The 25,179-nt window shown below is 75.1% G+C and carries 21 protein-coding genes; 12 read left to right on the forward strand and 9 right to left on the reverse strand.

Going from position 1 to position 25,179, the window contains the following annotated elements; all coding sequences use genetic code 11:
• Positions 1-83 precede the first annotated feature (83 nt).
• Entirely contained in the window at positions 84-542 is a 459-nt protein-coding gene (locus tag NL142_RS02945; RefSeq protein WP_435080895.1) for a MarR family winged helix-turn-helix transcriptional regulator, read from the forward strand.
• Positions 543-563: 21 nt separating this feature from the next.
• On the opposite strand, the gene NL142_RS02950 is transcribed toward NL142_RS02945, so the two are convergent.
• Both NL142_RS02950 and NL142_RS02955 read right to left on the reverse strand, forming a co-directional pair.
• Entirely contained in the window at positions 564-1,307 is a 744-nt protein-coding gene (locus NL142_RS02950; RefSeq protein WP_435080896.1) for an alpha-lytic protease prodomain-containing protein, read from the reverse strand.
• 92 nt (positions 1,308-1,399) lie between these two features.
• Positions 1,400-3,040 (reverse strand): glycoside hydrolase family 32 protein, encoded by a 1,641-nt coding sequence (locus tag NL142_RS02955; protein WP_435080897.1) that lies wholly within the window; start codon positions 3,038-3,040, stop codon positions 1,400-1,402.
• A 267-nt stretch (positions 3,041-3,307) separates the two neighbouring features.
• Between NL142_RS02955 and NL142_RS02960 the strand changes: the two genes are divergently transcribed.
• The 4 genes from NL142_RS02960 to NL142_RS02975 all read left to right on the forward strand — a co-directional run bounded on the left by NL142_RS02960 (position 3,308) and on the right by NL142_RS02975 (position 7,358).
• Positions 3,308-4,873, forward strand: a complete 1,566-nt coding sequence (locus tag NL142_RS02960) for a glycoside hydrolase family 68 protein (protein ID WP_435080898.1) — start codon at positions 3,308-3,310, stop codon at positions 4,871-4,873.
• Between the two features lie 73 nt (positions 4,874-4,946).
• Positions 4,947-5,600 (forward strand): hypothetical protein, encoded by a 654-nt coding sequence (locus NL142_RS02965; RefSeq protein WP_435080899.1) that lies wholly within the window; start codon positions 4,947-4,949, stop codon positions 5,598-5,600.
• A gap of 169 nt (positions 5,601-5,769) precedes the next feature.
• Positions 5,770-6,534, forward strand: coding sequence for a YcnI family copper-binding membrane protein (locus NL142_RS02970; protein WP_435080900.1), 765 nt, complete (start codon positions 5,770-5,772; stop codon positions 6,532-6,534).
• Positions 6,531-7,358 carry a copper resistance CopC family protein gene (locus NL142_RS02975; protein WP_435080901.1) on the forward strand — a complete coding sequence of 276 codons (828 nt, stop codon included), beginning with the start codon at positions 6,531-6,533 and terminating at the stop codon, positions 7,356-7,358. Before NL142_RS02970 ends, NL142_RS02975 begins: the two co-directional genes overlap by 4 nt.
• A gap of 74 nt (positions 7,359-7,432) precedes the next feature.
• On the opposite strand, the gene NL142_RS02980 is transcribed toward NL142_RS02975, so the two are convergent.
• Complete coding sequence (locus NL142_RS02980; RefSeq protein ID WP_435080902.1) at positions 7,433-8,335, reverse strand: LysR substrate-binding domain-containing protein; 903 nt, start codon at positions 8,333-8,335, stop codon at positions 7,433-7,435.
• Positions 8,336-8,507: 172 nt separating this feature from the next.
• On the opposite strand from NL142_RS02980, the gene NL142_RS02985 reads away from it, so the two are divergent.
• From NL142_RS02985 to NL142_RS03000, 4 genes are all read left to right on the forward strand, one after another.
• Positions 8,508-12,176, forward strand: coding sequence for a proline dehydrogenase family protein (locus NL142_RS02985; protein WP_435080903.1), 3,669 nt, complete (start codon positions 8,508-8,510; stop codon positions 12,174-12,176).
• A 186-nt stretch (positions 12,177-12,362) separates the two neighbouring features.
• Positions 12,363-13,031 carry a hypothetical protein gene (locus NL142_RS02990; protein ID WP_435080904.1) on the forward strand — a complete coding sequence of 223 codons (669 nt, stop codon included), beginning with the start codon at positions 12,363-12,365 and terminating at the stop codon, positions 13,029-13,031.
• A 90-nt stretch (positions 13,032-13,121) separates the two neighbouring features.
• On the forward strand, positions 13,122-13,784 hold the full coding sequence (locus NL142_RS02995; RefSeq protein ID WP_435080905.1) for a hypothetical protein: 663 nt from the start codon (positions 13,122-13,124) through the stop codon (positions 13,782-13,784).
• Positions 13,785-13,804: 20 nt separating this feature from the next.
• Positions 13,805-14,386: a 4'-phosphopantetheinyl transferase family protein gene (locus tag NL142_RS03000; protein WP_435080906.1), complete on the forward strand. Its 582-nt coding sequence runs from the start codon at positions 13,805-13,807 to the stop codon at positions 14,384-14,386.
• Positions 14,387-14,390: 4 nt separating this feature from the next.
• Here the strand turns inward: NL142_RS03000 and NL142_RS03005 are convergent, their stop codons facing one another.
• The 3 genes from NL142_RS03005 to NL142_RS03015 all read right to left on the reverse strand — a co-directional run bounded on the left by NL142_RS03005 (position 14,391) and on the right by NL142_RS03015 (position 20,337).
• Complete coding sequence (locus tag NL142_RS03005; RefSeq protein WP_194683434.1) at positions 14,391-15,704, reverse strand: M1 family metallopeptidase; 1,314 nt, start codon at positions 15,702-15,704, stop codon at positions 14,391-14,393.
• Positions 15,701-19,864, reverse strand: coding sequence for a Pls/PosA family non-ribosomal peptide synthetase (locus tag NL142_RS03010; RefSeq protein WP_435080907.1), 4,164 nt, complete (start codon positions 19,862-19,864; stop codon positions 15,701-15,703). The genes NL142_RS03005 and NL142_RS03010 overlap by 4 nt, the downstream gene beginning before the upstream one ends.
• Before the next feature lie 104 nt (positions 19,865-19,968).
• Positions 19,969-20,337, reverse strand: a complete 369-nt coding sequence (locus NL142_RS03015) for a GntR family transcriptional regulator (protein WP_435080908.1) — start codon at positions 20,335-20,337, stop codon at positions 19,969-19,971.
• Between the two features lie 123 nt (positions 20,338-20,460).
• Here NL142_RS03015 and NL142_RS03020 point away from each other — a divergent pair, with 123 nt between their 5' ends.
• The gene (locus tag NL142_RS03020; RefSeq protein WP_194683431.1) at positions 20,461-20,832 is read left to right on the forward strand and encodes a hypothetical protein; all 372 of its coding nucleotides are present in this window, start codon (positions 20,461-20,463) and stop codon (positions 20,830-20,832) included.
• A gap of 9 nt (positions 20,833-20,841) precedes the next feature.
• Here the strand turns inward: NL142_RS03020 and NL142_RS03025 are convergent, their stop codons facing one another.
• Positions 20,842-21,279, reverse strand: a complete 438-nt coding sequence (locus tag NL142_RS03025) for an Lrp/AsnC family transcriptional regulator (RefSeq protein ID WP_011931848.1) — start codon at positions 21,277-21,279, stop codon at positions 20,842-20,844.
• 183 nt (positions 21,280-21,462) lie between these two features.
• On the opposite strand from NL142_RS03025, the gene ddaH reads away from it, so the two are divergent.
• Both ddaH and rocD read left to right on the forward strand, forming a co-directional pair.
• A complete protein-coding gene (gene ddaH, locus NL142_RS03030; protein WP_435080910.1) occupies positions 21,463-22,305 on the forward strand; it encodes a dimethylargininase in 843 nt (280 codons plus the stop codon).
• 7 nt (positions 22,306-22,312) lie between these two features.
• Positions 22,313-23,557: an ornithine--oxo-acid transaminase gene (rocD, locus tag NL142_RS03035; protein ID WP_435080911.1), complete on the forward strand. Its 1,245-nt coding sequence runs from the start codon at positions 22,313-22,315 to the stop codon at positions 23,555-23,557.
• A 38-nt stretch (positions 23,558-23,595) separates the two neighbouring features.
• Here rocD and NL142_RS03040 read toward each other — a convergent pair whose 3' ends face one another.
• The gene (locus NL142_RS03040; protein ID WP_435080912.1) at positions 23,596-24,606 is read right to left on the reverse strand and encodes an EamA family transporter; all 1,011 of its coding nucleotides are present in this window, start codon (positions 24,604-24,606) and stop codon (positions 23,596-23,598) included.
• A 63-nt stretch (positions 24,607-24,669) separates the two neighbouring features.
• Positions 24,670-25,170, reverse strand: coding sequence for a DUF6226 family protein (locus tag NL142_RS03045; protein ID WP_435080913.1), 501 nt, complete (start codon positions 25,168-25,170; stop codon positions 24,670-24,672).
• Between the last annotated feature and the right edge of the window lie 9 nt (positions 25,171-25,179).

The raw sequence follows: 25,179 nt of genomic DNA on the forward strand, positions 1-25,179 counted from the left end.
GCGCACGAGCGTGCCGCCGCCGTTCGCGTGCGTAGCATCTCCCCTAGTGCCGAGCAGAGCACGACCCGGTCGAGGAGGACGCGATGACGATGACGGACCCCCTGGCGCTCGAGAGCCAGGTCTGCTTCCAGGCGGTGGTCGCCGCCCGCACCGTGGTGGCCGTCTACCGGCCGATCCTCGAGCCGCTCGGGCTGACGCACACGCAGTACCTCGTGATGCTCGCGCTGTGGGAGCGCGACGACCGCTCGGTGTCCGACCTCGGATCCACCCTGCAGCTGGAGCCCGCCACGCTGACGCCGCTGCTCAAGCGCCTGCAGGCCGCCGGCTTCGTCGACCGGGCCAGGAGCGCCGCGGACGAGCGCGTCGTCGTGGTCTCCCTCACGGAGGCCGGCCGTGAGCTCCGCGGCCGCGCCGTGGACGTGCCCGCGCAGGCGGCCGCGCGCACCGGCATGACCGTCGCCGAGCTCGAGGCGCTCCGCGACGCGCTCGACGACGTGGTGGGGCGGCTCACGGGCGCGCTCCCGGACGGCGGGGCGGCCTGATCCGCTGCTCCCGTCCGCGGATCAGCCCGTGCCGACGGTCGCCGGGCCCTGGCGGGTGAAACCGAAGACGTCGCCGGAGGACGCGACGAGGTCGGCCTCCACCGAGGCCGGGGCGGCGGGATCGACCGAGACGCTGACGCGGTCGCGGGTGATGTCGACGCCCCATCCCGTGAGCCAGCCCGCGCGTCCCGCCGGGGTCGCGTCGAGGGCGGCGCCGATGTCCATGAGCTGCTGCTCGGTGCGCTCCGCGGTCGTGACCCGCAGCGGGTCGGCGCCGGCGATCTCCGCGATCCGCCCTCGGACTTCGGCCCCGACCTCGCCGACGATCGCCACGACCATCACCTGCGGCTCGGCGACTGGGTTCTCGACCCACACGCCGCCGGACGCGCCGAGCGGGGCGAGGATCGCGCGCATCTCCTCGAGCTTCGCCGGCAGCGTCTCCTGGCGCGCGAACTCGGCGGCCTCGGCCGGCGTGAGGCGGAGGCCCGTCCAGTCGCTGGACACGGTGTCGGATGCGGCGGCCACCTTCTCGACGTAGGCGCGATCGGAGCGCAGGGCGAAGATCCGGCGCTTGTCGATCTGCCGGTCGATCGCGTCGGGCTCGGCGGAGGGGGTCGCGGTCGGCGCGTCGGCGGTGGCCTCCCCGGCCGCCGGGCGCCCCTCCGGCCGCATCGCGGTGGCGACGGCGAGGGTCCCCGTCGCGATGACGGCGGCGGCCGCGACGACGACGACGGCACGGGTCCGGCGCGTGGGCGTGCGGGTCATGGTGGGCGACCTCTCCGCGGAGTGCGCGTCCGCAGGGCGATCCTCCCGCGCGGTCGTGCCCGCGGGCAAGGGCGTCGGGATGGCCTGTCCGCTCAGCGGCCGCCGTCGAACGGCGCCCAGCTCGCGTCGGTCACGCGCGTCGTCCCGTCCACGGCCTCCACGGAGAGGCCGGCGCCGTCGAGCGTGCCGACCGTCGCGCTCGTGAGGACGGCGGCGTCGCCGTCGACGAAGGCCTCGATCGTGCGGTCGTCGAGGACGAGGTCGAGCGTGACCGGATCCCCGGGCGCCGTGTCGGGGAGCGGCGCGGTCGCGGGCCGGTCGTAGGCGTCCGGCATGATCCCGTCCGGGTCGTCGTCGCGCACGACGAACGCCTGCCGCCTGGCCGCGTCGTAGCCGACCGTGACGGTGCCGCCCTCCGGGGAGGCGAGCCGCACGCGGGTCTCGCGCGCGGGATCCGCCGGGTCGGGCGTGAGCGTGAGCCGGAGGCGCGAGGGGCCGCGGGGTGCGTCCGCGAGCGCGGTCGCGGCGGCGATGCGCGCGTCCGGGATGGCCCGGGAATCGCCCTCGCGCGCCGCCAGCGCATCGAGGGGAGCCGAGCGCAGGGCCCAGCCGGCGCCGTCGGACACGAGCCGCAGCTCCCGCACCAGCGACTGGCCGCCGCCCGCGCCGCCGTCCCGCAGCGGCAGGCGGTCCGCGTAGGCCCAGCTGCTCGTCCAGCCCATCGCGTAGCGGCGGGTGGGCGCCGTGCCGTCGGCCGGATCCGCCCAGGTGACCCCCGCGTAGAGGTCCGCGCCCTGGTCGAGCCAGCGCGGGGCGTCGTCGTCGGTCGTGAAGCGCTCGCCGTCGAAGTCGCCGACCCAGTAGGCGTACCCCGTCCCGCGGCCCTCGGCGGCGCCGTCCGCGCCGACGCCGAGGACCCAGCGGACGCGGTCGGGATCGTCCGCGCTCGCGATGGGGAACACGTCGGGCGTCTCCATCGTGCCGAGGTCGTCGCGCGCGAAGTCGGAGCGGTAGGTCCAGTGGATGAGGTCGGGCGACGTGTAGAAGCCGACGCGCCTGCCCTCCGCGAGCGCCATGCTCCATCGCCCGTGTGCGCCGTCCCACACCACCTTCGGGTCGCGGAAGTCGGGGCCGCCCGGGTTGTCCATGACGGGGTTGCCCGCGTAGGGCTGGAAGCGGTAGCCGCCGTCGGTGGAGTAGTAGAGGGACTGCCGCTGCACGCCCTCGGACTGCTGCGTGAGGATCGCGATGACCGTGCCGCCGCCGAGCCCGGACGTGTTCCCGGTGTCGACCACGACGCTGCCGGTCTCCGCGTCGCCGAGCGGGGTGTCGTACTTGTCGATCGCGATGCCCTCGTCGTGCCACGTGACCATGTCGGCGGACGTGTAGTGCCGCCACGAGGATCCGTTGCCCGTGGGGTGGTCGGCGTTGACGAGCGCGTAGGCGTGCCAGACGCCGTCGAGCAGGAAGGGGCGCTGCGGGTCGTTCATGAACTCGCCCGACGGGCGGATGTGGATGCCGTCGTCGGCGGCGCGGGGCGCGGGCGGCGGGGGCGCGACGGGCCCGCGGTCGGCGCCGGTGATGCCGCGCACGGCGACGACGAGCGCGGCGACCAGGAGGATCGCGACGGCCACGACGAGGGCGCGGCGATGGCGGCGGGCGAGCGGCCGGATCCGGTCGCGCACGCGTCGCGCGAGCCCGGCGGCGGGCGGTCGCGACGGGGATGCGGTCATGTCGTCGGTCTCCTCGCGGTGGGCGATCGGGGGCAGACGGGTGGCGGAGCGGAGCGGGAGAGCATGCACCGCCGCACGACCGATCCGGCGACCGTACAGGTTGAGCCGCGCCGCGTCCACCCCGTTCGGGGGACACGCCCGGGATCCGGCGCTGACCCCGTCCGGGGGCGCGGGAACGCCCCGTCACCCCCTAGGCTCCCCGACCGGGGGAGCGTGCACCGCGCGACGCGATCGGTCTCATCGATACGAGAACGAGAGTGAGAACAGGTGACCAAGAGAATCAGGCGCGGGCTGTCCGCGTCCGCTGCGGCGACCCTGGTGGTGGCGTCCGCGCTGCTCGCCGGCGGATCCGCCCAGGCCGCGGGCACGACGCCGCCCCGGCCCACCGTCCACACCCAGAAGGCGTACGCGCCGGAGGACGACTTCACGGCCCACTGGACCCGCGCGGACGCCAAGCAGATCGCGAAGCTGTCCGACCCGACCGCGGCGCCCCGGCAGAACTCCATGCCCGAGGCGCTCACGATGCCCCAGGTCCCGCAGGACTTCCCGACGATGACCGACAAGGCTTACGTCTGGGACACCTGGCCGCTCACGGACTCGTCGGGCCAGACCTACAGCGTCGACGGCTACGACGTGATCTTCGCGCTCACGGCCCCGCGCACCCTGTCGTTCGACGACCGGCACACGTACGCCAAGATCGGCTACTTCACGCGGCCCACGGGGATCCCGTCGGAGCAGCGACCGGAGAACGGCGGCTGGACCTACCAGGGCAACGTGTTCGAGGACGGCGTGACGGACGGGATCTTCCCCGACCAGTCGTTCACGCAGCAGGCCGAGTGGTCGGGATCCGCGCGGATCATGGCCGACGGCACGGTCAAGCTCTTCTTCACCGACGTGGCGTTCTACCGCGACGCGAAGGGCCAGGACGTGAAGCCCGCCGACCCGGTCATCTCGCTCAGCCAGGGACGCATCGAGAAGGTCGACGGCGCGGTCAAGACCGCCGGCTTCGAGACGGTGACCCCGCTCCTGCGCCCCGACGGGCAGAGGTACCAGACCAACGAGCAGAACTGGTCCACCAACTTCCGCGACCCGTTCACGTTCACGGATCCGGAGCACCCCGGCAAGACGTACATGGTGTTCGAGGCCAACGTCGCGGGGAAGCGCGGCGAGCAGGAGTGCGACGCCACCGACCTCGGCTACCGGAAGGGCGATCCGGCGGCCGAGGACCCGAAGGAGGTGACCGCGAGCGGCGCGAACTACCAGATGGCGTCCATCGGCCTGGCGGTCGCGGACGACGCGGACCTCACGAAGTGGCACTACCTGGATCCGCTGCTCGAGTCCGCCTGCGTGACCGACCAGACCGAGCGGCCCGAGGTGGTGATCGAGAACGGAAAGCACTACCTGTTCACGATCAGCCACCGGTCGACCTTCGCGACGGGCCTCGACGGGCCCGAGGGCGTCTACGGCTTCGTGGGGAACGGCCTGCGGAGCGACTACAAGCCCATGAACGGCGGATCCGGCATGGTGCTCGTCAACCCGACGAACCTCAACTACGCGGGCGGCACCGCGTACGCCCCCGACTACAACCAGACGCCGGGCGCGTTCCAGGCGTACTCGAGCTACATCCTGCCGGGCGGGTTGGTGGAGTCGTTCATCGACGCCGTCGGCACGAAGGAGTCCTTCCGCCGCGGCGGGTCCCTCGGGCCGACCGTGAGGCTGGAGTTCGACGGCGACACCTCGAAGCTCGACCGGGGCTACGGCGAGGGCGGGCTCGGCGGGTACGCCGACATCCCGACGACCCGGGTCTACGACCCGGCGCACCCGCCGCAGTAGGGCGAGGCGCGGCGGCGGCGGTCAACCCGTCGTCGCCGCGTCCTCCCTGGCCGCTCATCTACACTCGCTGTCGATGCCCGCCCCGTCCCCGACCCCGATCCCGCCGCGCGTCCAGCGCGTGATCCGGGGGCTCGCCGCATCCACCACCGCCACGTTCGTGGCCGCCCTCTTCCACGAGGCCGGCGGCGGGGCCGCCCCGTCGTGGGCCGTCGTGGCGTTCGGGCTCGCGCTCGCGTCGCTCGCGGCCATCGCGCTCGCCGGCGCGCGCACGTCGCTGTGGCGCCTCGTCGCCGCGGTGGGCGTCAGCCAGCTGCTCTTCCACGGCCTGTTCACCGCGGCGGGCGACGCGACAGGCCAGGCCGTTCCGGCGGATCCGCACGCGGGCATGGGGCACGGCGCGTCGCCGGTCGCGCTCCCAGGCCTCGACGCCGCGGCCGGCGGATCTGGCGCGCTCGACCCCGGCATGCTGCTCTCGCACGGCGCGGCCCTCGTCGTCACCGTGCTCGCGCTGCGGCACGGCGAGGCGGCCGTCCGCGCGCTCGTCGACGCCTCCGCGGTGCGCGTCGTGCGCGCCCTCGCGATCCCGTTCCTCCGGCCCGAGGGACGGCGCGACACCGCGCTCGCCCTGGCCGTCCGCGCTCCGCTGGCGCTGCGCGACCTCTGCGCCCGGCTCGGCCGCCTGCGTCACCGCGGCCCGCCGCGCCCGCGCGCCCTCGCCGCAACCTGACGCGCCGGCCGGATCCCGCGACCCGCGGATCCTCAGCCCACCGCGCGAGCCCGCTCGCGCCGCGGACGCGATGCCCCGCATCGCCCGCCCCCTCTCCTCCCTCACCGGACGCCGGCACCGCCGCGTCCGCTCCCGGGGCCGCCAAGCGCGGCCCGGAACAGGACATGCCATGACCCGCTCATCCACCCAGGCCCCCCGCCGCCGGATCCTCCGCTCGGCCACCGCGCTCGTCGGCGGCGTCGCGCTCGCCGTCGCCGTGCCGCTCGCGGCCTCCGCGCACGTGCGCGTCTCGCCCGACCAGGCCGCCGCCGGCAGCTACAGCACGCTGACCTTCAAGGTCCCGACGGAGTCCGCGACCGCGACGACCACGAGCGTCACCGTCGACCTGCCGAAGGACGCCCCCTTCTCGAGCCTCTCCACCGAGCCCGTGCCCGGCTGGACCGCCAAGGTCACGACCGAGAAGCTCGACACCCCGGTGAAGACGGACGACGCGACCATCACGGACGCGCCCGTCGAGGTCACCTGGACCGCCGACGACGGCGTGGGCATCAAGGCAGGCGAGTTCCAGCGCTTCACGGTCTCCGTCGGACCCGTGCCCGACACCGGCAGCATCATGCTCCCCGCGCACCAGGGCTACTCGGACGGATCCGTCGTCGACTGGGACCAGGCGACCCCGGCCTCCGGCGAGGAGCCGGAGCACCCCGCGCCCACGCTCTACGTGGACGACGCCCCGCCGGCCGACTCCATGAGCGCGATGACGACGACGGCGGCGCCCGACGCGACCGTCACGACGGCGGCGTCCGACACGAGCGCCACGAGCAGCGCGGTCGCGGTCGGCCTCGGCGTCGGCGGCCTCGCCCTCGGCGCGGTGGCCCTCGTGGTCGCGGTCTTCGCGCTCACCCGCGTGCGTCGCGAGGGCGGCGGCCAGGCGTGACGCCCGGAGACCGGATCCCGGCCCGCACCGGCAGGCGCCCGCTCCGGCGGCTCGCCGCGGCGGTCGCCGGCGCCGCGCTCGCGACCGGGGCGCTCGCGCTCGCCGGGCTCGCGCAGGGGAGCGGGCCCGACGGCGCGCTGTCGGCGTCGGCGCACAACTACCTCGTGTCGAGCTCGCCCGCGGCCGGATCCACGATCGACGCGCCGCCGTCGGAGGTCACGCTGACCTTCAACGACGTGATCCTCGACCTCGCCGCGGCGGGCGGGGGCGGCGGTGACGCGTCGACCGGATCCGCGCCCGCATCGGGCGGCTCGTCCGTGGTGCAGGTGACGGGACCCGACGGCCAGGGCACGCACTTCGAGACCGGCTGCGCGACGGACTCCGGACGCACGGTCTCGGTGCCGGTCGCGCTCGGCGGATCCGGGCAGTACACGGTCACGTGGCGCGTGGTCTCCGCGGACGGGCACCCGGTCTCCGACTCGATCGCGTTCACGTACCAGGCGCCCGCGGGCGCGACGGCGTCGGCGGGCACGCCCGACGGGCCGGGGTGCGCGGCGGCGCAGCAGGGGGCGGCCGGATCCGGCGCGACCTCGTCGGGCGGCGCCGGGTCGTCCGCCGCCGATCCGGGCACCGCGGCCGGCCAGGAGCAGGGCGTCGCGCCCTACCTCGGCGTCATCGTCGGCGTGGGCATCGGGATCGTCGTGCTCGCCGCGGCCGCGGTCGTGCTCATCGTGGTGACCGGGCGGCGGAAGCCGGCCGCGTCCGCCGCGACGGGCGACGCCGATGGCGACGCCCCGCGCGAGGGCGGCCCACCCGCCGCCTGACCGCACGAGCTCCGCGACGACGGGCCCGGATCCGCGCGGATCCGGGCCCGTCGTCGTCCGCACGCGGAGTCTGGTCAGCCCGCGCCTGGCCCCATCACCTCGACGGCGCGCGCGAGGGCGTCGCGGCAGGCGCGGATCCCCGGCCGGTCGAGGCTGCCCACGCGCGACGACGTGAACACCGTGCGCCGGGGCGAGCCGGGCAGGCCGATCAGCCGCACGTCGGGCTCGCGGCCGGCCCACACGAGGTCCGGCAGCACGGAGGCGGCGTGCCCGCCGCGCACCAGGTCGATGTGCGCCTGCAGGTCGGCCGTCACGTACCGCACGTCCGGCTCGAAGCCCGCGACCCGACAGACCTGCTCGGCGAAGTGGCGGGACGCCGTGCCCCCGGGCTCCATCACCCACGGCAGGCGGCGCGCGTCGGAGATGGAGCGCACGTCGTCGCGGCCGGGCGGGAGGCCGAGGCGGAGCGGATCCACGCACAGCTCCTCGCGGTCGAGGTCGGCGGGTCGTGGCGCCGCGTGCGCCGGGTACTGCTCGGCGATGACGAGGTCGTGGTCGCGCGCCCACACGTCGTGCAGGCCCGACTCGGGCTCGCGCATCGTGATCTCGACCCGGAGGTCGGGGTAGTCGTCGCGGAGGATCGTGAGCGCCGGCGGCACGAGCGCGAGCAGCGCCGACTGGAACGCGGCCACGCGGATGGTGCCGGACACGTTCGCGAGCGACGCGTTCACCTCGGTCTCGGCGCGCTCGAGCCGTTCCAGCAGCGCGGTCGTGTGCTCGACGAGGATCTCGGCCTGCGGCGTGAGCGCCACCCGCCGGCCGACTCGGCGCAGGAGCGGGACGCCGGCCTCGCGCTCCAGCTGCGCGAGCTGCTGCGACACCGACGACGGGCTGAACGACAGCGCGTCGGCGACCGCGCCGATCGTGCCGCGGAGCTTGAGCTCGCGCAGGAGCCGCAGCCGTCGCATCTCGAGCACGTGCGCCTCCCCGGGATCTCTGGCGAGCGTGGAATCATCGGCAGGACCGCACGATGATCATCGGAAACGTTCAGCGCATCCGATGAGAGCATGGTCGCACACTGGGAGGACGCGCCCGCAGCGCGGCCGACGCCGGGGCACATCGCCCGACCCGAGACGAAGAGGTTCCCGCATGACCGCCGAGACCGCATCCGCCCCCGAGACCGCTCCCGCCTCCGAGACGGCGCAGATCCCGACGGTCGAGGGCACCGCCGCAGCACCCGACCGCGAGGCGCTCGCCGACCGGTCCGTCGCCCTCGTGCGCACCTGGCTCGCCGAGGCGGCCCAGCACCCCGCGGATCCGTCCGCCGAGCGCCTCGCCGGCGTCCTCAAGGACGAGAACGGCCTCGACTTCACCATCGGCTTCGTCGACCGCGTCGTCCGTCCCGAGGACCTGCCGGTCGCCGGCAACAGCCTCGCGGCGCTCACCGCCAAGACCCCCGGCTTCCTGCCCTGGTACATGCAGGGCGCGATCCGCGCGGGCGGCATCCTCGGCCCCGTCCTGCCGCAGGTCGTCGTCCCGGTCGCGCGCCGCGTGCTGCGCGAGATGGTCGGCCACCTCATCGTCGACGCGACGAGCGAGAAGCTCGGCCCGGCGATCCAGAAGCTGCGCGAGGGCGGATCCCGCCTCAACCTCAACCTGCTCGGCGAGGCCGTGCTCGGCGAGAAGGAGGCTGCGCGCCGCCTCGCGGGCACGCGCGAGCTGCTCGCGCGCGACGACGTGGACTACGTCTCCATCAAGGTGTCGAGCGTCGTCTCGCAGCTGTCGATGTGGGCGTTCGACGAGGCCGTCGAGAAGGTCGTCGAGCGGCTGACCCCGCTGTACGAGCTGGCGTCGAAGGCCGCGACCCCCAAGTTCATCAACCTCGACATGGAGGAGTACAAGGACCTCGACCTCACCATCGAGGTGTTCACGCGCGTGCTCGATCAGCCGCAGCTGAAGGACCTCGAGGCGGGGATCGTGCTGCAGGCGTACCTCCCCGACGCGCTCGCCGGCCTGCAGCGGCTCACCGCGTGGGCGCAGGAGCGGCGCGCAGCCGGCGGCGCGCCCATCAAGGTCCGCATCGTCAAGGGCGCGAACCTCGCGATGGAGCAGGTCGACGGCCGGATGCACGACTGGCCCGTCGCCACCTGGGCCACCAAGGAGCAGACCGACACGCACTACAAGCGCATGCTCGAGCACGCGCTCCAGCCCGCCGCGGCCGACGCCGTGAAGATCGGCGTCGCCGGCCACAACCTCTTCGACGTCGCGTACGCGTGGCTGCTCGCGGAGGAGCGCGGCGTCACCGACCGGATCGAGTTCGAGATGCTGCTCGGAATGGCGACCGGCCAGGCCGAGGCCGTGAAGCGCACCGTCGGCGGGCTCCTGCTCTACACGCCGGTGGTGCACCCGACCGAGTTCGACGTGGCCATCTCGTACCTCATCCGCCGCCTGGAGGAGAACGCGAGCCAGGAGAACTTCATGTCGGCGGTGTTCGAGCTGAGCACGTCGAGCGCGCTCTTCGCGCGCGAGGAGCAGCGGTTCCGCTCGTCGCTCGACGGCGTGGACGACACGATCCCCGCACCGAACCGCACGCAGGACCGCCGCTTCCCGCCGGAGCTCGACGACGTGGATCCGCTCGCCGAGCCCGAGACGCCGGATGAGCCCGAGGAGGAGGTCGACCCGCAGCTCACGAGCGTGGTGCAGGGCTTCACCCGCGGATCGCTGCTGACGCCCGACGCGCTCGTCGACCCCTACGCCTCCGCGACGCCGTTCCACAACGCGGCCGACACGGATCCGGCGCTGCCGACGAACCGCGCCTGGGGGCGCGAGATCCTGTCGCGCGTCGAGGCCTCGCAGCTGGGCGTCGCGACCATCGAGGCCGCACGCATCGACTCCACCGAGCAGCTGGACGACATCATCGACGGCGTCCGCACCGCCGCGGCCTCCTGGGGCGCCCGCCCCGGCGACCAGCGCGCCGCCCTCCTGCACCGCGTGGGCGTCGCGATCGAGCGCAACCGCGCGCGCCTCATCGAGGTGATGGCGTCGGAGACCGGCAAGACCATCGCCGAGGCCGACCCCGAGGTCAGCGAGGCCGTGGACTTCGCGCACTACTACGCCGAGCGCGCCCGCGACCTCGACCGCGTGCAGGGCGCCCGCTTCGTGCCGTCGCGCGTCACCGTCGTGGCGCCGCCGTGGAACTTCCCCGTGGCGATCCCCGCGGGCAGCATGCTCGCGGCCCTCGCCTCCGGCAGCGGCGTGGTCGTCAAGCCCGCCGGCCAGGCCCGACGATCCGGCGCGGTGCTCGTCGAGGCGCTCCGCGAGGCCGGCGTGCCGCGCGAGCTGCTCGCGCTCGTCGACGCGGGCGAGGCCGAGTTCGGCGAGCACCTCATCTCGCACAAGGCGGTCGACCGGGTGATCCTCACGGGCGGCTACGAGACCGCCGAGGTCTTCCGCTCCTGGCGCTCGGACCTCCCGCTCCTCGCGGAGACCAGCGGCAAGAACGCCATCATCGTCACGCCCAGCGCCGACCTCGACCTGGCCGCCGCCGACGTCGTGAAGAGCGCCTTCGGTCACGCCGGCCAGAAGTGCTCGGCGGCGAGCCTGGTGATCCTCGTGGGCTCGGTCGGGAAGTCCCGCCGGTTCCTCACGCAGCTCACCGACGCGGTGTCGTCGCTGCGCGTGGGCTACCCGTCGGATCCGACCACGCAGATGGGCCCGATCATCGAGCCCGCCGCCGGCAAGCTCAAGCACGCGCTCACGCAGCTCGGCGTCGGCGAGAAGTGGCTCGTGGAGCCGGAGGCCAAGGACGAGACCGGGCGCCTCTGGTCGCCCGGCGTCCGCGACGGCGTGAAGCCCGGGTCGTACTTCCACCTCACCGAGTTCTTCGGCCCCGTGCTCGGCGTGATGCGCGCGCGCACGCTCGAGGAGGCCATCCGCTTCCAGAACGCCATCCCGTACGGCCTCACGGCGGGCCTGCACAGCCTCGACGCGCGCGAGCTCGAGCAGTGGCTCGAGACCGTGGAGGCGGGCAACCTCTACGTCAACCGCGGGATCACGGGCGCGATCGTGCAGCGCCAGCCGTTCGGCGGCTGGAAGCGCTCCTCGGTCGGATCCGGCACCAAGGCCGGCGGCCCGAACTACCTCATGGGCCTCGGCTCCTGGGTCGCGGACGCGGGCCGGCACTCGAGCTCGCTGCACCTGCGCGGGCTGTCGCCTCGGGTCACGGAGCTCATCGAGTCGGCGCAGCCCGCCATCCGCTACGAGGACTTCGACCTCGTGCGCCGCTCGGCGCTCAGCGACGCGGTCGCCTGGCACGACGAGTTCGGCCAGGTGAAGGACCCGAGCGGCCTCGGCGTCGAGCGGAACCTGTTCCGCTACCGCCCGCTGCCCGTCACGGTGCGGCTCACGGAGTCGGGCGCGCTCGCCGACCTGCTGCGCGTGCTCGCGGCCGGGCGGCTGGCGCGGGCGGAGATGCACGTGTCGGTGCCGGGGATCCTGCCGGCCGGCCTCGGCCAGGTGCTCGAGGACCTGCCGAGCGTGCACGTGACCATCGAGACCGACGAGGCGTGGCTCGCCCGCGTCGCCGCTGACGGGATCCCGACGGAGCGCGTGCGCCTCGTCGCCGCGCGCGACTCGCGGCTCGTCGAGGCGCGGGCCCTGTCCGACGCGCTCCGCGGCACGCCCGACGTCGCCGTCTTCGCCGACGAGATCACCGCGGCCGGCCGCGTCGAGATGCTCACGTTCCTGCGCGAGCAGGCCATCAGCATCACGGCCCACCGCTTCGGCAACCCGGACGACTGGAGCGAGGCGGTCATCTAGGCGACCGCGATCGAGGTCCGCGCGCTCGCGGCCTCGGAGGTCGGGCGGCTCGAGCAGGAGAAACCGCCCGGCCTCGGCTCCGCATGCGCGATGTGCGCGTCATCCGGGAGGCGACGGAGAGACGAGACGCTTACGCGCGACCTCGGCTGAGCCCGGTCGGCCTCGCCGACCTGCCACGATGAGCGCATGCGCGAGACAGAGGCCATCGCCCGCGCCCGGGCGATGTGGGACGCGGGTCGGCGCCGGGAGGCGACCGCGTCGCTCGTGGACCGCGTCCGCAGCCACGCCCGGGAGACGGACGCGCGCCTCGTCCTCGCCGGCTGGTACAGGGAGCTCGGGGCGCCGGACCAGGCGGGTCGCTGGGGCATCGCGACGCCGGGCTGGACCACGGCGATCGAGCGCGACCGGCTGGCGCGCATGATCGCGACGTCCGGGCACCGCGACGAGGGCGTTGCCACGTTCCTCGACCTGCCCGGGTCCGGGCTCCCGGACCACGTGGCCGAGCTGCTCCCGCTCGTGGCGGGGCATCGGGAGAGGTACGCCCGGATCGGGACGCCGATCGGCGAGGCAGGCCCGGCGCCCGACCTTCGCCGGGAGTCGGCGATCGTGCTGGGCGTCGCGGCCGCGGTGGTCTTCGCCCTGGGGATGCTCCTCGCCGGGATCCTGTCCCTCTTCGGCGTAGACACGGTCGGCGTCGCGCGCTGGACGGGGGTCGTCGCACTCGTCCTGCTGAAGCTCGCCGTCCTCACCGTGGGCGTGCGACCGCGTCGGGGCCCGTGGTGGATCACGGCGATCGCCCTGGTCGTCGCCGTGTCGCTGGTCTTCGCCTACTGGGGCCTGGCGCGGATCGCCTAGCTGCACACCGGGGCCCCCAGCCCGACGGCCGAGTCTCGGGTGCCGGGGATGATCCGCTCGCGGCCCACGGGGATCCGCGACCCTGGGCGGATGCAGCGCTCCGAGACCGTCGACCGCGCCCGCGCGCTGTGGGACGGCGGCAGGCGGCGGGACGCGATCGTCGAGCTGCGGACGCGCGTGCGGAAGGAGCCGGGCGACGCGGTCGCGCGCCTTCTGCTCGCGTCCTGGTACCGCGAGGTGCGCGCGCCCGACCAGGCCGGACGCTGGGGGATCGCCCTGCCCGGCTGGACCACCGCGCGCGAGCGCGAGCTGCTGGCGCGCCTGATCGCGTCGTCCGGTGTGCCAGACGACCGCCTCGGGCGCTTCCTCGCGCTGCCCGCGGGCGAGCGGCCCGCCGAGCTCGACGAGGTCATGGCGATCGTGGACGGACTGCGCGCCCCCGACGGCTGGCGCGGCGCGAAGCCGCTGCGACCGTGCGACCTGCGGAGCCGGATCGCGCACGCCGTCCACGTGCTCGGCTGGCTGCTGCTCGCCGGCGCCCTCCTGATGTCGGGGCTCGTGGCGCTGACCGGCGACGACGCGACGTCCCCCGCGCGCGGCGGCGTCGCGGTGGGGCTCGTCCTGCTCGCCGTGGCCGCGGTCGTGGAGGGCACGCGGGCCCGCCGGGGCTGGTGGTGGATCGGCCCGTCGGCGCTGCTGCTCGCGGCGGCCCTGATGGCGGCCGCCGTGGCGCTCGTGCGCATGGCCGTGTGACCGCCGCCTAGGGTCGACACGTGATCCCCGGTCCCGCGCTCGTGCACGTCGCGGTGGTGCCGGGGCCCGCGACCGCCGACCGCGCCGCCCGCACCGCCGCCGGCCGGGACGCGCTGCGGGCGCTCGCCGCGGAGCTCGTGGGCGCGGATCCCGCGGACGTGACGGTCCGCGCGCGCTGCGCCACGTGCGGCGGCGAGCACGGCCGGCCGGTGCTCGGCGGATCCCGCGCGCTCGACGGCCTGCACGCGAGCGTCGCGCACGCGGGCGGCCTCGTCGTCGTCGCGGTGAGCGCCGACGGGCCGATCGGCATCGACGCCGAGCCGCGCGGCCGGGAGGCGCCACCCGGGACGACGCTCGCCGAGTGGGTGCGGATCGAGGCGTTGCTGAAGGCCGACGGGCGTGGGCTGCTCGTGGATCCGTCGCTGGTCCGCGTCGAGGGCGACGCGACCGGGATGACCGCGGGGATCGAGGGCGAGCCCGCGCGCTACCGGCTGGTCGACGTGGACCTCGGAAGCGACCTCGTCGTCGCGGTCGCGCGGCGCGGTCTCGGCGAGCTCGATGCGCGGATCCGGGACCCGGCCGGGCCTGGATCCGACATCTGACCCCTCAGCGCCGCCGCACCCGCGGCAGCGCAGGCAGCGGCGCGTCCGCGAGCCACGCGCGCAGCAGCGCGCCCGCGTCGCCGGCCGCGCCCACGAGGTCGGCCGTGGTGCGCGGGGCCGTCCACGCCGGATCCGTCCAGCGCAGCAGCAGCTGCCGCCACGCCGCGTCGCCGAGCGTCAGCCGCAGCGCGTGCACCGCGAGGGCGCCGCGCTTGTAGACGACGTCGTCGAACATCGACTCGGGGCCGGGATCGCCGATGCCCATCTGCGTGCCGTAGCGGTCGAGGCGCGCGTGGTGCTGGCGCGCGAGCTGGTCCGCGGTGGGCCCGCCGGACTCCTCCGACCACAGCCACTCGGCGTAGCAGGCGAAGCCCTCGTTGAGCCAGATGTGCTGCCACGACGCGAGGCCCACGCTGTTGCCGAACCACTGGTGCGCGAGCTCGTGGGCGACGAGCCGCTCGGATCCGCCGGTGCCGTCCGCGTGGTTGGAGCCGAGCACGGCCATCGCCTGCGCCTCGAGGGGGATCTCGAGCTCGTCGTCCGTGACCACCACCCGGTACTCGTCGAACGGGTACGGCCCGAACAGCGTCTCGAAGAACGCCATCATGCGGGGCACGAGTGCGAGGTCCTGCAGCACGCGGGCCTCGCGGGGCTTGGGGTACGCGAAGACGGCCTCGGTGGATCCGGCGGGCACGCGCCGCTCGGCGTACCGGCCGATCTGCACGGTCGCGAGGTAGGGCGCGGTGGGCGCGTCCTGCTCGTAGGTCCAGGTCGCCCGGCCCGAGCGCTCGACGCGGGAGACGAGCCGGCCGCTCGCGATGACGGTGTAGTCGACCTCGCACGCGACGCGGATCCGGAACGCGGCCCGGTCGTCCGGCCGGTCGTTGCAGGGGAACCAGGTGGACGCGCCGCTCGGCTGCGACGCGACGAGCACGCCGTCGCCGAGCTCCTCCCAGCCGAGGTCGCCCCACACGGTGCGGCGGGGTCCGGGCTCGCCGGAGTACGCGACGTCGACCGTGAAGGCGGTGCCCGCCGGGATCGGGGCGGCGGGCGTGACGACGAGGCGTCCGCCGCGCTGCACGTGCCGGGTCTCGCGACGGCCGTCGACGCGCACGTCGCCCGCGCGGAGTCCCGTGAGGTCGAGCTCGAAGCGGGGGAGCGGCTCGTGCGCGACCGCGGTGATGACGGCGCGCGCCTTGAGCCGGTTGCGCGCCACGCGGTAGTCGAGGTCGAGGTCGTAGCGCTCCACCTGGAAGGCCGTGGATCCGACCTCGGGGGTGTACGCGTCGCCGGAGGACGGACCTGCCGCGGCCCTCACCGGTGCCCGGCGGTCGCGTGCGCGGCGTCGGAGTCGGCGTCGGTGTGACCGTCGGCCGGTGCGGTCCCGGTGGCGCTCGCGGATCCCGCCGCGGCGTCCGCGGGCAGGTAGCGGCCGGTCTTCACCTCGCGCCACGGGCCGATCGGGTTGCCGCTCCAGCGGCTGGCCTCGGGCACGAGCTCCCCGCGCATCACGAGGCTCGCGGGGCCCACGGTCGCCTGCGGGCCGATGCGCGCCGCGGGGAGGATGACGCTGTGCGGCCCGAGGGTCGCACCGGCGTCGAGGGTGACGGTGTCCATGCTCATGATCCGATCATGGAACAGATGCGTCTGGACGACACATCCGCGGTTGATCGTGGATGCGTCGCCGAGCGTCACGAGGTCCGCCTCGGGCAGCCAGTGCGAGTCGCACCAGACGCCGGATCCGATGCGCGCGCCGAGGCTCCGCAGCCACCAGACGAGCGCGGGCGTGCCGGCAGCCGACGACGCGAACCAGGGCGCGGCGACCATCTCGGTGAAGACGTCCGACACCTCGCTGCGCCACACGAACGACGACCACAGCGGGTGCTCCTCGGCGCGGATGCGGCCGATGAGGATCCACTTGGCCGCCGTCGAGATGCCCGCCGCCACCGCGCCGGCGACCAGCAGCACCACGCCGCCGAGCAGGAACGCGACGAACGGACCCCAGGCCTCGGTGAGCGCGGCGAGCGTCACGAGGACGGCCAGGCCGATCGCGCAGGTGACGAAGACGGGCACGACGCGGAGCAGCTCCCAGAGGATGCGGGCCACGCGCAGCCGTGTCGGCGGCCGGAACGTGCGGGAGTCGTCGGCGGCGGCGACCGTTCGCCGGAGCCGGACGGGCGGGGAGCCGAGCCACGAGGACCCGGCCTTCGACTTCGTGGGCGCCGCCGAGAGCACCGCCACGAGGCCGTCCTTCGGCACCTTGTGGCCGGGCCCCGCCATGCCGGAGTTGCCGAGGAACGCGCGCTGGCCGATCTCGGCGCGCGCGACGCGCATCCACCCGCCTCCGAGCTCGTAGCCGGCGACGAGCGTGTCGTCGGCGAGGAAGGCGCCGTCGCGGATGGTGGTCATGGCCGGGATGAGCAGCACGGTCGACGCCTCGACGTCCTTGCCGACGCGGGCGCCGAGGAGGCGGAGCCACACGGGCGTGAAGAGGCCCGCGTAGAGCGGGAAGAGCACGGTGCGGGCGAGGTCGAGCAGGCGCTCGGTGGTCCAGAGCTGCCAGCCGACGCGGCTGCGCACGGCGTGGATGCCCTCCGTGACACCGAGGCCGAGGAGGCGCACGGATCCGACGACGAGGAGCGCGAGCACGAGGCCTGTCATGAGCACGGCGGGCACGAGCGCGCCGAGGCCGCGCCACCACACGTCGCCGAGGTCGGCGGATCCGCGGATCGCCGCAGCGAGGATCCCGCCGCCCGCGACGAAGCCGACCACCGGCACGAGGGCGGTCGCGACGGAGGCGGCCCCGTACGCCGTGACCCAGCGCGTGTTGCGCGGCGGCCGGTGGTCGGGCCACCAGACGCGGGCCTTGCCCTCGCGCGCGGCGGGGGATCCGGCCCAGCGCTGGCCCGACGGCACGCGCCCGAACACGGCCGAGCCCGGCGCGATCTCCGCGCCCTTGCCGATGCGCGTGCCCGGCAGGAGCGTCGAGCGCGTGCCGACGGTGGATCCGGCGCCGATGCGGACCGCGCCGACGCGCACGGTGTCGCCGTCGATCCAGTACCCGGAGAGATCGACCTCGGGCTCGACGGACGCACCCCGGCCGATGCGCAGCATGCCCGTCACGGGCGGCAGCGTGTGCAGGTCGACGTCGTCGGCGATGCGCGCGCCGAGCGCCCTGGCGTAGTAGGTGATCCACGGCGCGCCCGCGAGCCCGACCGCGCCGATCTGCTGCGCGATCTGCTCGGCCAGCCAGAGGCGGAGGTGCCACTTCCCGCCGCGCGGGTGGTCGCCCGGCTCGAGTCCGCGGAGGAGCAGGCGCGCGGCGACCGCGGAGATCGCCATGCGGCCGAACGGCGTCGTGAAGAGCAGGAGGCCGGGGACGAGGAGCCACCACGAGACGTCCGGCAGCGCGTCGAACCCGCCGAGCGGCCGCAGCAGCGTGCTCGCGGTGAGCAGCAGCGCGAGCCAGCGGAGGCTCTGCAGGGCGAGCAGGGGCGCGCCGAGGAGCGTCTGGATCCACTGCGTGCGGCGCGGCGTCGGCGTCACGTCCACCTGCGGCCCGCTGCGCTCCGCCCGCGGCACGCGCCCGACGATGGCCGCGTGCATGGCGCCGAGCCGCGGGTGGGCGTAGACGTCGGCGACCGTGAACTCGGGGTCGATGGTGCGGATCCGGGCCACGAGCTGCGCGGCCGACAGGGATCCGCCGCCCAGGTCGAAGAAGTTGGCGTCGGCGCTCGCGACGGGCGTGCCGAGCGCGGCCGACCACATCTCGGCGAGCGGGCGCAGCTCGGCGTCGAGGTCGGCGCCGTCGTCGCCCGCGGCGCCCGGCAGCGGCCAGGGCAGCGCGGCCTTGTCGACCTTGCCGGACGTGCGCGTCGGCAGCGACTCGACCACGCCGATGAGCGGCACGAGCGCGGCGGGCAGCGCGACGCGGAGGCGCTGCACGGCGTCCTGGCGGGAGAAGGCGGCGGGATCCCGGGGCACGAGGTAGCCGACGAGCACCTGGTTGCCCGCGCCCGTGGTCTGCACGGCGACGGCCGCGCCCTGCACGTCGTCGAGGTCCTGCAGCGCCGCCTCGATCTCGCCCAGCTCGATGCGGCGGCCGCCGACCTTCACCTGGTCGTCGGCGCGGCCCTGGAAGACGAGCCCCTCGGCCTCGAATCGCACGAGGTCGCCCGAGCGGTAGGCGCGGTCCCAGCCGAGCGCGGGGAACGGGGCGTACTTCTCGGCGTCCTTGGCGGGATCCAGGTAGCGGGCGAGCCCGACGCCGCCGATGATCAGCTCGCCCACGCCGCCCTCGGGCACGCGCGCGCCCTCGGGATCGACGACCGCGAGGTCCCATCCGTCGAGCGGCAGGCCGATGCGCACGGGACCGGGGCCGCCGAGCGGGGCGGCGCACGCGACGACGGTCGCCTCGGTGGGGCCGTACGTGTTCCACACCTCGCGCCCGTCGGTGGCGAGCCGCTGGCCGAGCTCGGGCGGGCAGGCCTCGCCGCCGAAGATGAGCAGCCGCACGTTCTCGAGCGACTCCGCGGGCCACAGCGCCGCGAGCGTCGGCACGGTCGAGACGATCGTCACGCCGTGCGTCGTGAGCCAGGGCCCGAGGTCCATGCCGCTGCGCACCAGGCTGCGCGGCGCCGGCACGAGGCACGCGCCGTGGCGCCAGGCGAGCCACATCTCCTCGCAGCTGGCGTCGAACGCGACCGAGAGGCCGGCGAGCACGCGGTCGCCGGGGCCGATCGGCTCCTCGCGGAGGAAGAGGCGCGCCTCCGCGTCGACGAAGGCCGCGGCCGAGCGGTGCGAGACGGCGACGCCCTTGGGGGTGCCGGTGGATCCGGAGGTGAAGATGATCCACGCGTCGTCCTCCGGCGCGGGCGGCGCGACGAGGGGGAGCGCGGAAGTGGAGGCGTGCGCGGCGGCGGCGGGGAGGATGCGGAGGGCTTCGGCGGCCGCGGCGTCGGCGTCGGCGTCGCCCGCCGACCCGGTGTCCGCGGCGCGCGGCGTGAACTCGCCCGTGCCGGTCACGACGCCCGCGACGCGCGCCTCGCCGAACACGAGCCGCGCGCGCTCGTCGGGGTCGTCGGCGTCCACCGGCACGTAGGCGGCGCCGGCCGCGAGCACGCCGAGCACGGTGACGTAGAGGTCGCGGGATCCCGACGGCATGCGGATCCCGACCCGGTCGCCCTTGCCGACGCCCGCGTCCCGCAGCGATGCGGCGACCTGCACGACGCGCGCCATGAGCTCGCGGTAGCTGAGCGCGCCGTCGCCGTCCTCGATGGCGGACGCGTCGGGGTGCGCGGCGACCGTCGCGCGGAGCACGTCGACGAGCGTGCGCGGGGGAGTGACGGCGTCGGCCCGATCCAGCACGCGCTGGGCGTCGTCGGCGTGGGCCTGGGCGGTGCCGATGGACACGGCGGGAGCGCTCGCGGGCTGGGCGTCGTCGTGCGGCGTCGCCGCCTCCGGGGAGGACTCGGGCATGTGGTCTCCGTTCGGATCGTGCGGCGTGTGCACTGTCGGGCCTCCGGGTGAACGGGAGGTGGATTCGCCGCGACCCGGCGTCGCCGCCCCGCCCGACGGATCCGTCATCCGGCCGCGAGCGCCTCGTCGACGAGGCGGCGGGCCTCCGGGTCGGCGACGCCGAGCCGTCCCGCGAGCTGCGCGTAGGCGACGGCCGCCGCCCGCAGAGCGGAGGGCACGTCGTCCTGCGCGGCGACGAAGGACCCGGCGCGGCCGCGCGTCTCGATCACGCCGTCGGCCTCGAGCTCCTTGTACGCGCGGGCCACCGTGTTGACCGCGACGCCGGTCTGCTCGGCGAGCGCCCGCACCGTCGGCAGCCGCGCGCCGACCGGCAGCTCGCCCTCGGACGCCCGGCGCGCGACCTCCGCGCGGATCTGCTCGAAGGGAGGGACGCCGGAGCCCGTGTCGATGCGGTAGCCGGGCGCGGGATCCATCCGTCGAGGCTATCGAGGCGGGGGAGGCCGGCGGGCGCGACATGCACGGCGGCGGGCGCTGCCGAGGCCCGCGGCGGGGGAGGATGGGAGGGCGGCGCATCGGCCGCCGACGGGAGGATCCGCATGTCCGAGCTCGAGCTGATCACGATGTGGTCGCGCGCCCGCAAGCAGATGATCACGAGCCAGCTGGGCCCGATCTTCCTGCTCACGTCCACGGTGGTCCTGCTCCGCACGGGCCTCGCCGACGCCGACCTCGGCACGCGCCTCGCGGCCGCGCTCATCCTCCTCGCGACGGGAGCGCTCGGATCCGCCGTGCAGTTCTCCGTCAACTCGCAGGCCATCGCGATCGCCCGCGACCTCCGCGACGCGGGCGCGACCTCGCACGCGGCCCGCACGGTCATCGCCGCCGAGGGCCTCACGAACCTGATCCGCTACGTGATCCCGGCGCTCTTCGTCGTCATCTACGTCGTGATCCTGGTGGCGCTGTTCTCCTAGCGCCCGCCGCTACTCGAGCGTCCGGTTCACCAGCCGCGACAGCACGATCGCGCTGCGCGTGTGGTCGACGTTCGGGGCGAGGCGCACCTTCTCGAGGGCGTCCTCGAGGCTCGGGATGTCGCGGGAGCGGATCCGGACGATGGCGTCCGCGTCGCCCGTGACGGTGCCCGCGTCGACGACCTCGGGGACGCCCTGGAGGATCCGGCGCAGCTCGTCGGGCGCGACCGTCCCGCGGCAGAACAGCTCCACGTAGGCCTCGGTGCTGAGGCCGTCGACCGCGGGGTCGACCTGGATGGTGAAGCCGCGGATCACGCCGTCGGCCACCAGCCGGTCGACCCGCCGCTTCACCGCGCTGGCCGAGAGGCCCACCGTCCCGCCGATGTCGCCGTAGCCGGCCCGCCCGTTCTGGCGGAGGAGGTCGATGATCCGGTGGTCCAGGTTGTCCATGCTCCGAGCCTATGGCGGGATCGTGCGTGGGACGGGGCCCCCACGCGCGGAATCCGCGTCGCACCCTCTCGAACGGGCGCGATGCGCCTGCCAGGCTGTCCGGAAGGCGTCCCCTCGGGGCTCTGGGACATCGTCCGCCTCCACGACCGCGCCACCCGGCGCGCCGCACGAAGCAGGAGCACCATGCCCTCCACCCTCTCCCGATCCGCGGACACGTCCGCCGGCCGCACGCCCGTCTCGAGGCGCGTGCTCATGTGCCGGCCCGACCACTTCGACGTGGTCTACAAGATCAACCCGTGGATGGATCCCGCCGTCCCGACCGACACGTCGCTCGCGGTGCGCCAGTGGCAGACCCTCTACGACACCTACGTGGGCCTCGGCTTCCAGGTCGACCTCATCGACGGGATCGCCGGGCTGCCCGACATGGTCTACGCGGCCAACGGCGGATTCACGCTCGACGGCATCGCCTACGGCGCCGCCTTCCAGCACGCGGAGCGCCAGCCCGAGGGCCCCGCGTACATGGACTGGTTCCGCGAGGCCGGCTTCGACGTGCGCGTGCCCGAGCAGGTCAACGAGGGCGAGGGCGACATCCTCCTCGTCGGCGACACGATCCTCGCGGGCACAGGCTTCCGCAGCGACAGCACCAGCCACGCCGAGGTGTCCCGGATCTTCGACCGCGAGGTCGTGACCCTCCGCCTCGTGAACCCGTCGTTCTACCACCTGGACACCGCGGTCGCCGTGCTCGACGACACCAACATCGCCTACCTGCCGAGCGCGTTCGACGCCGACAGCCTCGACGAGATCGAGCGCCGCTTCCCCGACGCGGTCGAGGTCAGCGAGCAGGACGCCTCGATCCTCGGCCTCAACTCCTACAGCGACGGCTACAACGTGGTCATCGCGGAGAAGGCCGTCGGCTTCGAGGCGTCGCTGCGGGAGCGCGGCTACAACCCCATCGGCGTCGACCTGTCCGAGCTGCTGCTCGGCGGCGGCGGCGTGAAGTGCTGCACGCTCGAGCTGCGGAAGTAGGCCCGCCATGACCGACACCATCGACCGCCCCGCCGCATCCGACGCCGGCGCCCTCGCGATCCACGCCGAGGAGGCGCACGCCGCGCACAACTACCACCCGCTCCCCGTCGTGGTCGCGTCCGGCGAGGGCGCGTGGGTCACCGACCTCGACGGCCGGCGCCTCCTCGACTGCCTCGCCGCGTACTCGGCCGTGAACTTCGGGCACTCGCACCCCGACCTCGTGCGGGTCGCGACCGAGCAGCTCGGGCGGATCACGCTCACCAGCCGCGCGTTCCACAACGACAAGCTGGGCCCGTTCGTCACGGCGCTCGCCGAGCTCGCGGGCAAGGACATGGTCCTGCCGATGAACACGGGCGCGGAGGCCGTGGAGTCCGGGATCAAGGTCGCGCGCGCCTGGGGCTACCGGGTGAAGGGCGTGGCCGCGGGCCGCGCGAAGATCATCGTGATGGCCGGCAACTTCCACGGCCGCACCACCACCATCGTGAGCTTCAGCGACGACGAGGAGGCGCGCGCCGACTTCGGGCCGTTCACGCCCGGCTTCGTCACCGTGCCGTACGGCGACGCGGCGGCGCTCGAGGCCGCGATCGACGCGGACACCGTCGCGGTGCTCGTCGAGCCGATCCAGGGCGAGGCCGGCATCGTCGTGCCGCCCGCGGGCTACCTCGCCGACGTGCGCCGGATCTGCACGCGCGAGCGGGTGCTGATGATCGCGGACGAGATCCAGTCCGGCCTCGGCCGCACGGGCGCGACCTTCGAGTGCGACAACTCCGACGTGGTGCCCGACCTGTACCTGCTCGGCAAGGCGCTCGGCGGCGGCATCGTGCCCGTCTCCGCGGTGGTCGGCGACGCGGACGTGCTCGGCGTCATCCAGCCGGGGCAGCACGGATCCACGTTCGGCGGCAACCCGCTCGCCGCGGCCGTGGGCCACGCGGTGGTCGACATGCTCGCGACGGGCGAGCCGCAGGAGCGCGCGCGTCGCCTCGGCGCCGTGCTGCACGCCCGGCTGGCGGATCTCGTGGGCCACGGCGTCCTCGAGGTGCGCGGCCGCGGGCTGTGGGCCGGCATCGACATCGACCCGACGCTCGCCACGGGCCGCGCGGTCTGCGAGCGGCTGGCCGAGCGCGGCGTGCTCGCGAAGGACACGCACGGCTCGACGATCCGGCTCGCCCCGCCCATCGTGGTGGAGGAGGAGGACCTCGTCTGGGCCGTCGGCCAGCTCGCCGAGGTGCTGACGGAGCTCGGGGCGCGCTGACCCCGACACCGCGCTGACCCGATCCGCGCCCGGCCGCCCTACGACGCGGCCGGGCGCGATCGCGTCCGGGGGCCGCGCGACCGGCGGGGCGCTGCGGGTCCCGCGGGCGCGCGCGTCGCGATGGCCACGCCCGCGGCGACGCACACCACCACGATCGCCCCGAGCTGGATCGGCGACAGCGACTCCCGCAGCACGATCACGCCGAGGATCGCCGCGACGACCGGGCTGAGGCTCGTGAGCACGGCGAACAGGCGCGGGGTGATGCGGCGGAGGATCACGGTGTCGAGCGAGTACGGCACGGCGGACGACAGCAGGCCGATCGCCACGAGGAGGCCGAGGATCCGCCCGTCGATCGCGGCGACGTCGAGCGTGATCAGCGCCCACGGCACCAGCACGACGAGGCTCACGATGCTGGCGACCGCGATCCCCTGGAAGCCCGGCAGCCGCTCGGCGACCCGGCGCGTGAAGACGATGTAGCCGGCCCAGGTGACCGCCGCGGTGGCGCCGCAGACGAGGCCGAACAGGTCGATCCGTCCCTCGAGTCCCGTGAGCACGACGACGCCCGCGGCCGCCACGAGCGCGCACGCCGCGTCGAGCAGCCGGCGCGAGGCGAGCAGCGCGATCGACAGCGGCCCGAGGAACTCGATGGTCGCGGCGATGCCGAGTCCCAGCCGGTCGACGGCCGCGTAGTACGAGAGGTTCATCAGCGAGAGCGCGAGGCCGAGCATCACGGCGGGGACGAGCTGGGCGCGCGTCATGCGGTGGATCCGCGGCCGCGCGACCGGCAGCACGAGCGCCGCCATCATCACCTGCCGCGCGGCGACCACCAGGACGGGGCCGACGACGGGGATCACGAGCCCGGCGAGAGACGACCCGTAGCTGACGCTCACGATCGTGCCGACCTGCAGGGCGGCGCCCGCGGCGGTGGTGCGGGCGCCGTGGGCGTCCGTCGCGCCGACGACCGCGCCCTCGACGCCGGCCGGGGTGGTGCCGGGGGCGGATCCCGGGTGCGCGCCCGCGGGGTCGGCGGGGTCCCCGGGGCTGGTCACCTCGCGAGCGTACCGACGCGGGGGAGCGGCGACCGGGTCGGTCGCGCGCGGCCGCGCGGCGGATCAGCTGGCGAGCTCGCCGAACGGCTCGGGCGGCGGCGGCGGCGGCGGCAGCTGGCCCGCGGCCCGGAGGACCGCCTCCTCCAGGGAGTCGGCGAGGTCCTCCCAGCGGTCGTCGCACGCGTCGCAGCCGCAGGGCGGGAACGCCTCGGCCATCCGCCGGCCGCTGTGCAGCAGCACGCCGGGGAACGGCGTCCACTCGAGCGTGAGGATCCGCCCGGTCCCGTCGTGCGGCGCGAGCCGGACGGAGCAAACGGCGTCGGGGTGCGGATCCGCGAGGGCCGGGTCCACGCCCTCCGTCGTCGTCACGTCGTGCGTCGCCGCGAGGTGCGCGGCGAGCGCATCAGCCACCGCGTGCAGCGGCGCGAACCGCTCGAGGTGCGAGGTCCGGGAGTACGCGTCCTCGGGCGGGCCCTCGGCGGCGTCCCAGCGCGATCCGTAGGGCACGCCGTCGTCGGCGATCGCGGGCGGCGCGTCGATGGCGGGGCGGACGTAGCGGGGCATGGCGCGGGC

The sequence above is a fragment of the Clavibacter quasicaliforniensis genome (assembly GCF_051201715.1).
In the GTDB taxonomy this organism is placed as follows: Bacteria; Actinomycetota; Actinomycetes; order Actinomycetales; family Microbacteriaceae; genus Clavibacter; species Clavibacter seminis.

Bases quoted from the DNA above. Each gene is read 5' to 3' on its own strand.
- NL142_RS02945 (WP_435080895.1), top strand. From the start codon at position 84: ATGACGATGACGGACCCCCTGGCGCTCGAGAGCCAGGTCTGCTTCCAG.
- NL142_RS02950 (WP_435080896.1), bottom strand. From the start codon at position 1,307: ATGACCCGCACGCCCACGCGCCGGACCCGTGCCGTCGTCGTCGTCGCG.
- NL142_RS02955 (WP_435080897.1), bottom strand. From the start codon at position 3,040: ATGACCGCATCCCCGTCGCGACCGCCCGCCGCCGGGCTCGCGCGACGC.
- NL142_RS02965 (WP_435080899.1), top strand. From the start codon at position 4,947: ATGCCCGCCCCGTCCCCGACCCCGATCCCGCCGCGCGTCCAGCGCGTG.
- NL142_RS02970 (WP_435080900.1), top strand. From the start codon at position 5,770: ATGACCCGCTCATCCACCCAGGCCCCCCGCCGCCGGATCCTCCGCTCG.
- NL142_RS02985 (WP_435080903.1), top strand. From the start codon at position 8,508: ATGACCGCCGAGACCGCATCCGCCCCCGAGACCGCTCCCGCCTCCGAG.
- NL142_RS02990 (WP_435080904.1), top strand. From the start codon at position 12,363: ATGCGCGAGACAGAGGCCATCGCCCGCGCCCGGGCGATGTGGGACGCG.
- NL142_RS02995 (WP_435080905.1), top strand. From the start codon at position 13,122: ATGCAGCGCTCCGAGACCGTCGACCGCGCCCGCGCGCTGTGGGACGGC.
- NL142_RS03010 (WP_435080907.1), bottom strand. From the start codon at position 19,864: ATGCCCGAGTCCTCCCCGGAGGCGGCGACGCCGCACGACGACGCCCAG.
- NL142_RS03015 (WP_435080908.1), bottom strand. From the start codon at position 20,337: ATGGATCCCGCGCCCGGCTACCGCATCGACACGGGCTCCGGCGTCCCT.
- NL142_RS03020 (WP_194683431.1), top strand. From the start codon at position 20,461: ATGTCCGAGCTCGAGCTGATCACGATGTGGTCGCGCGCCCGCAAGCAG.
- NL142_RS03025 (WP_011931848.1), bottom strand. From the start codon at position 21,279: ATGGACAACCTGGACCACCGGATCATCGACCTCCTCCGCCAGAACGGG.
- ddaH (WP_435080910.1), top strand. From the start codon at position 21,463: ATGCCCTCCACCCTCTCCCGATCCGCGGACACGTCCGCCGGCCGCACG.
- rocD (WP_435080911.1), top strand. From the start codon at position 22,313: ATGACCGACACCATCGACCGCCCCGCCGCATCCGACGCCGGCGCCCTC.
- NL142_RS03045 (WP_435080913.1), bottom strand. From the start codon at position 25,170: ATGCCCCGCTACGTCCGCCCCGCCATCGACGCGCCGCCCGCGATCGCC.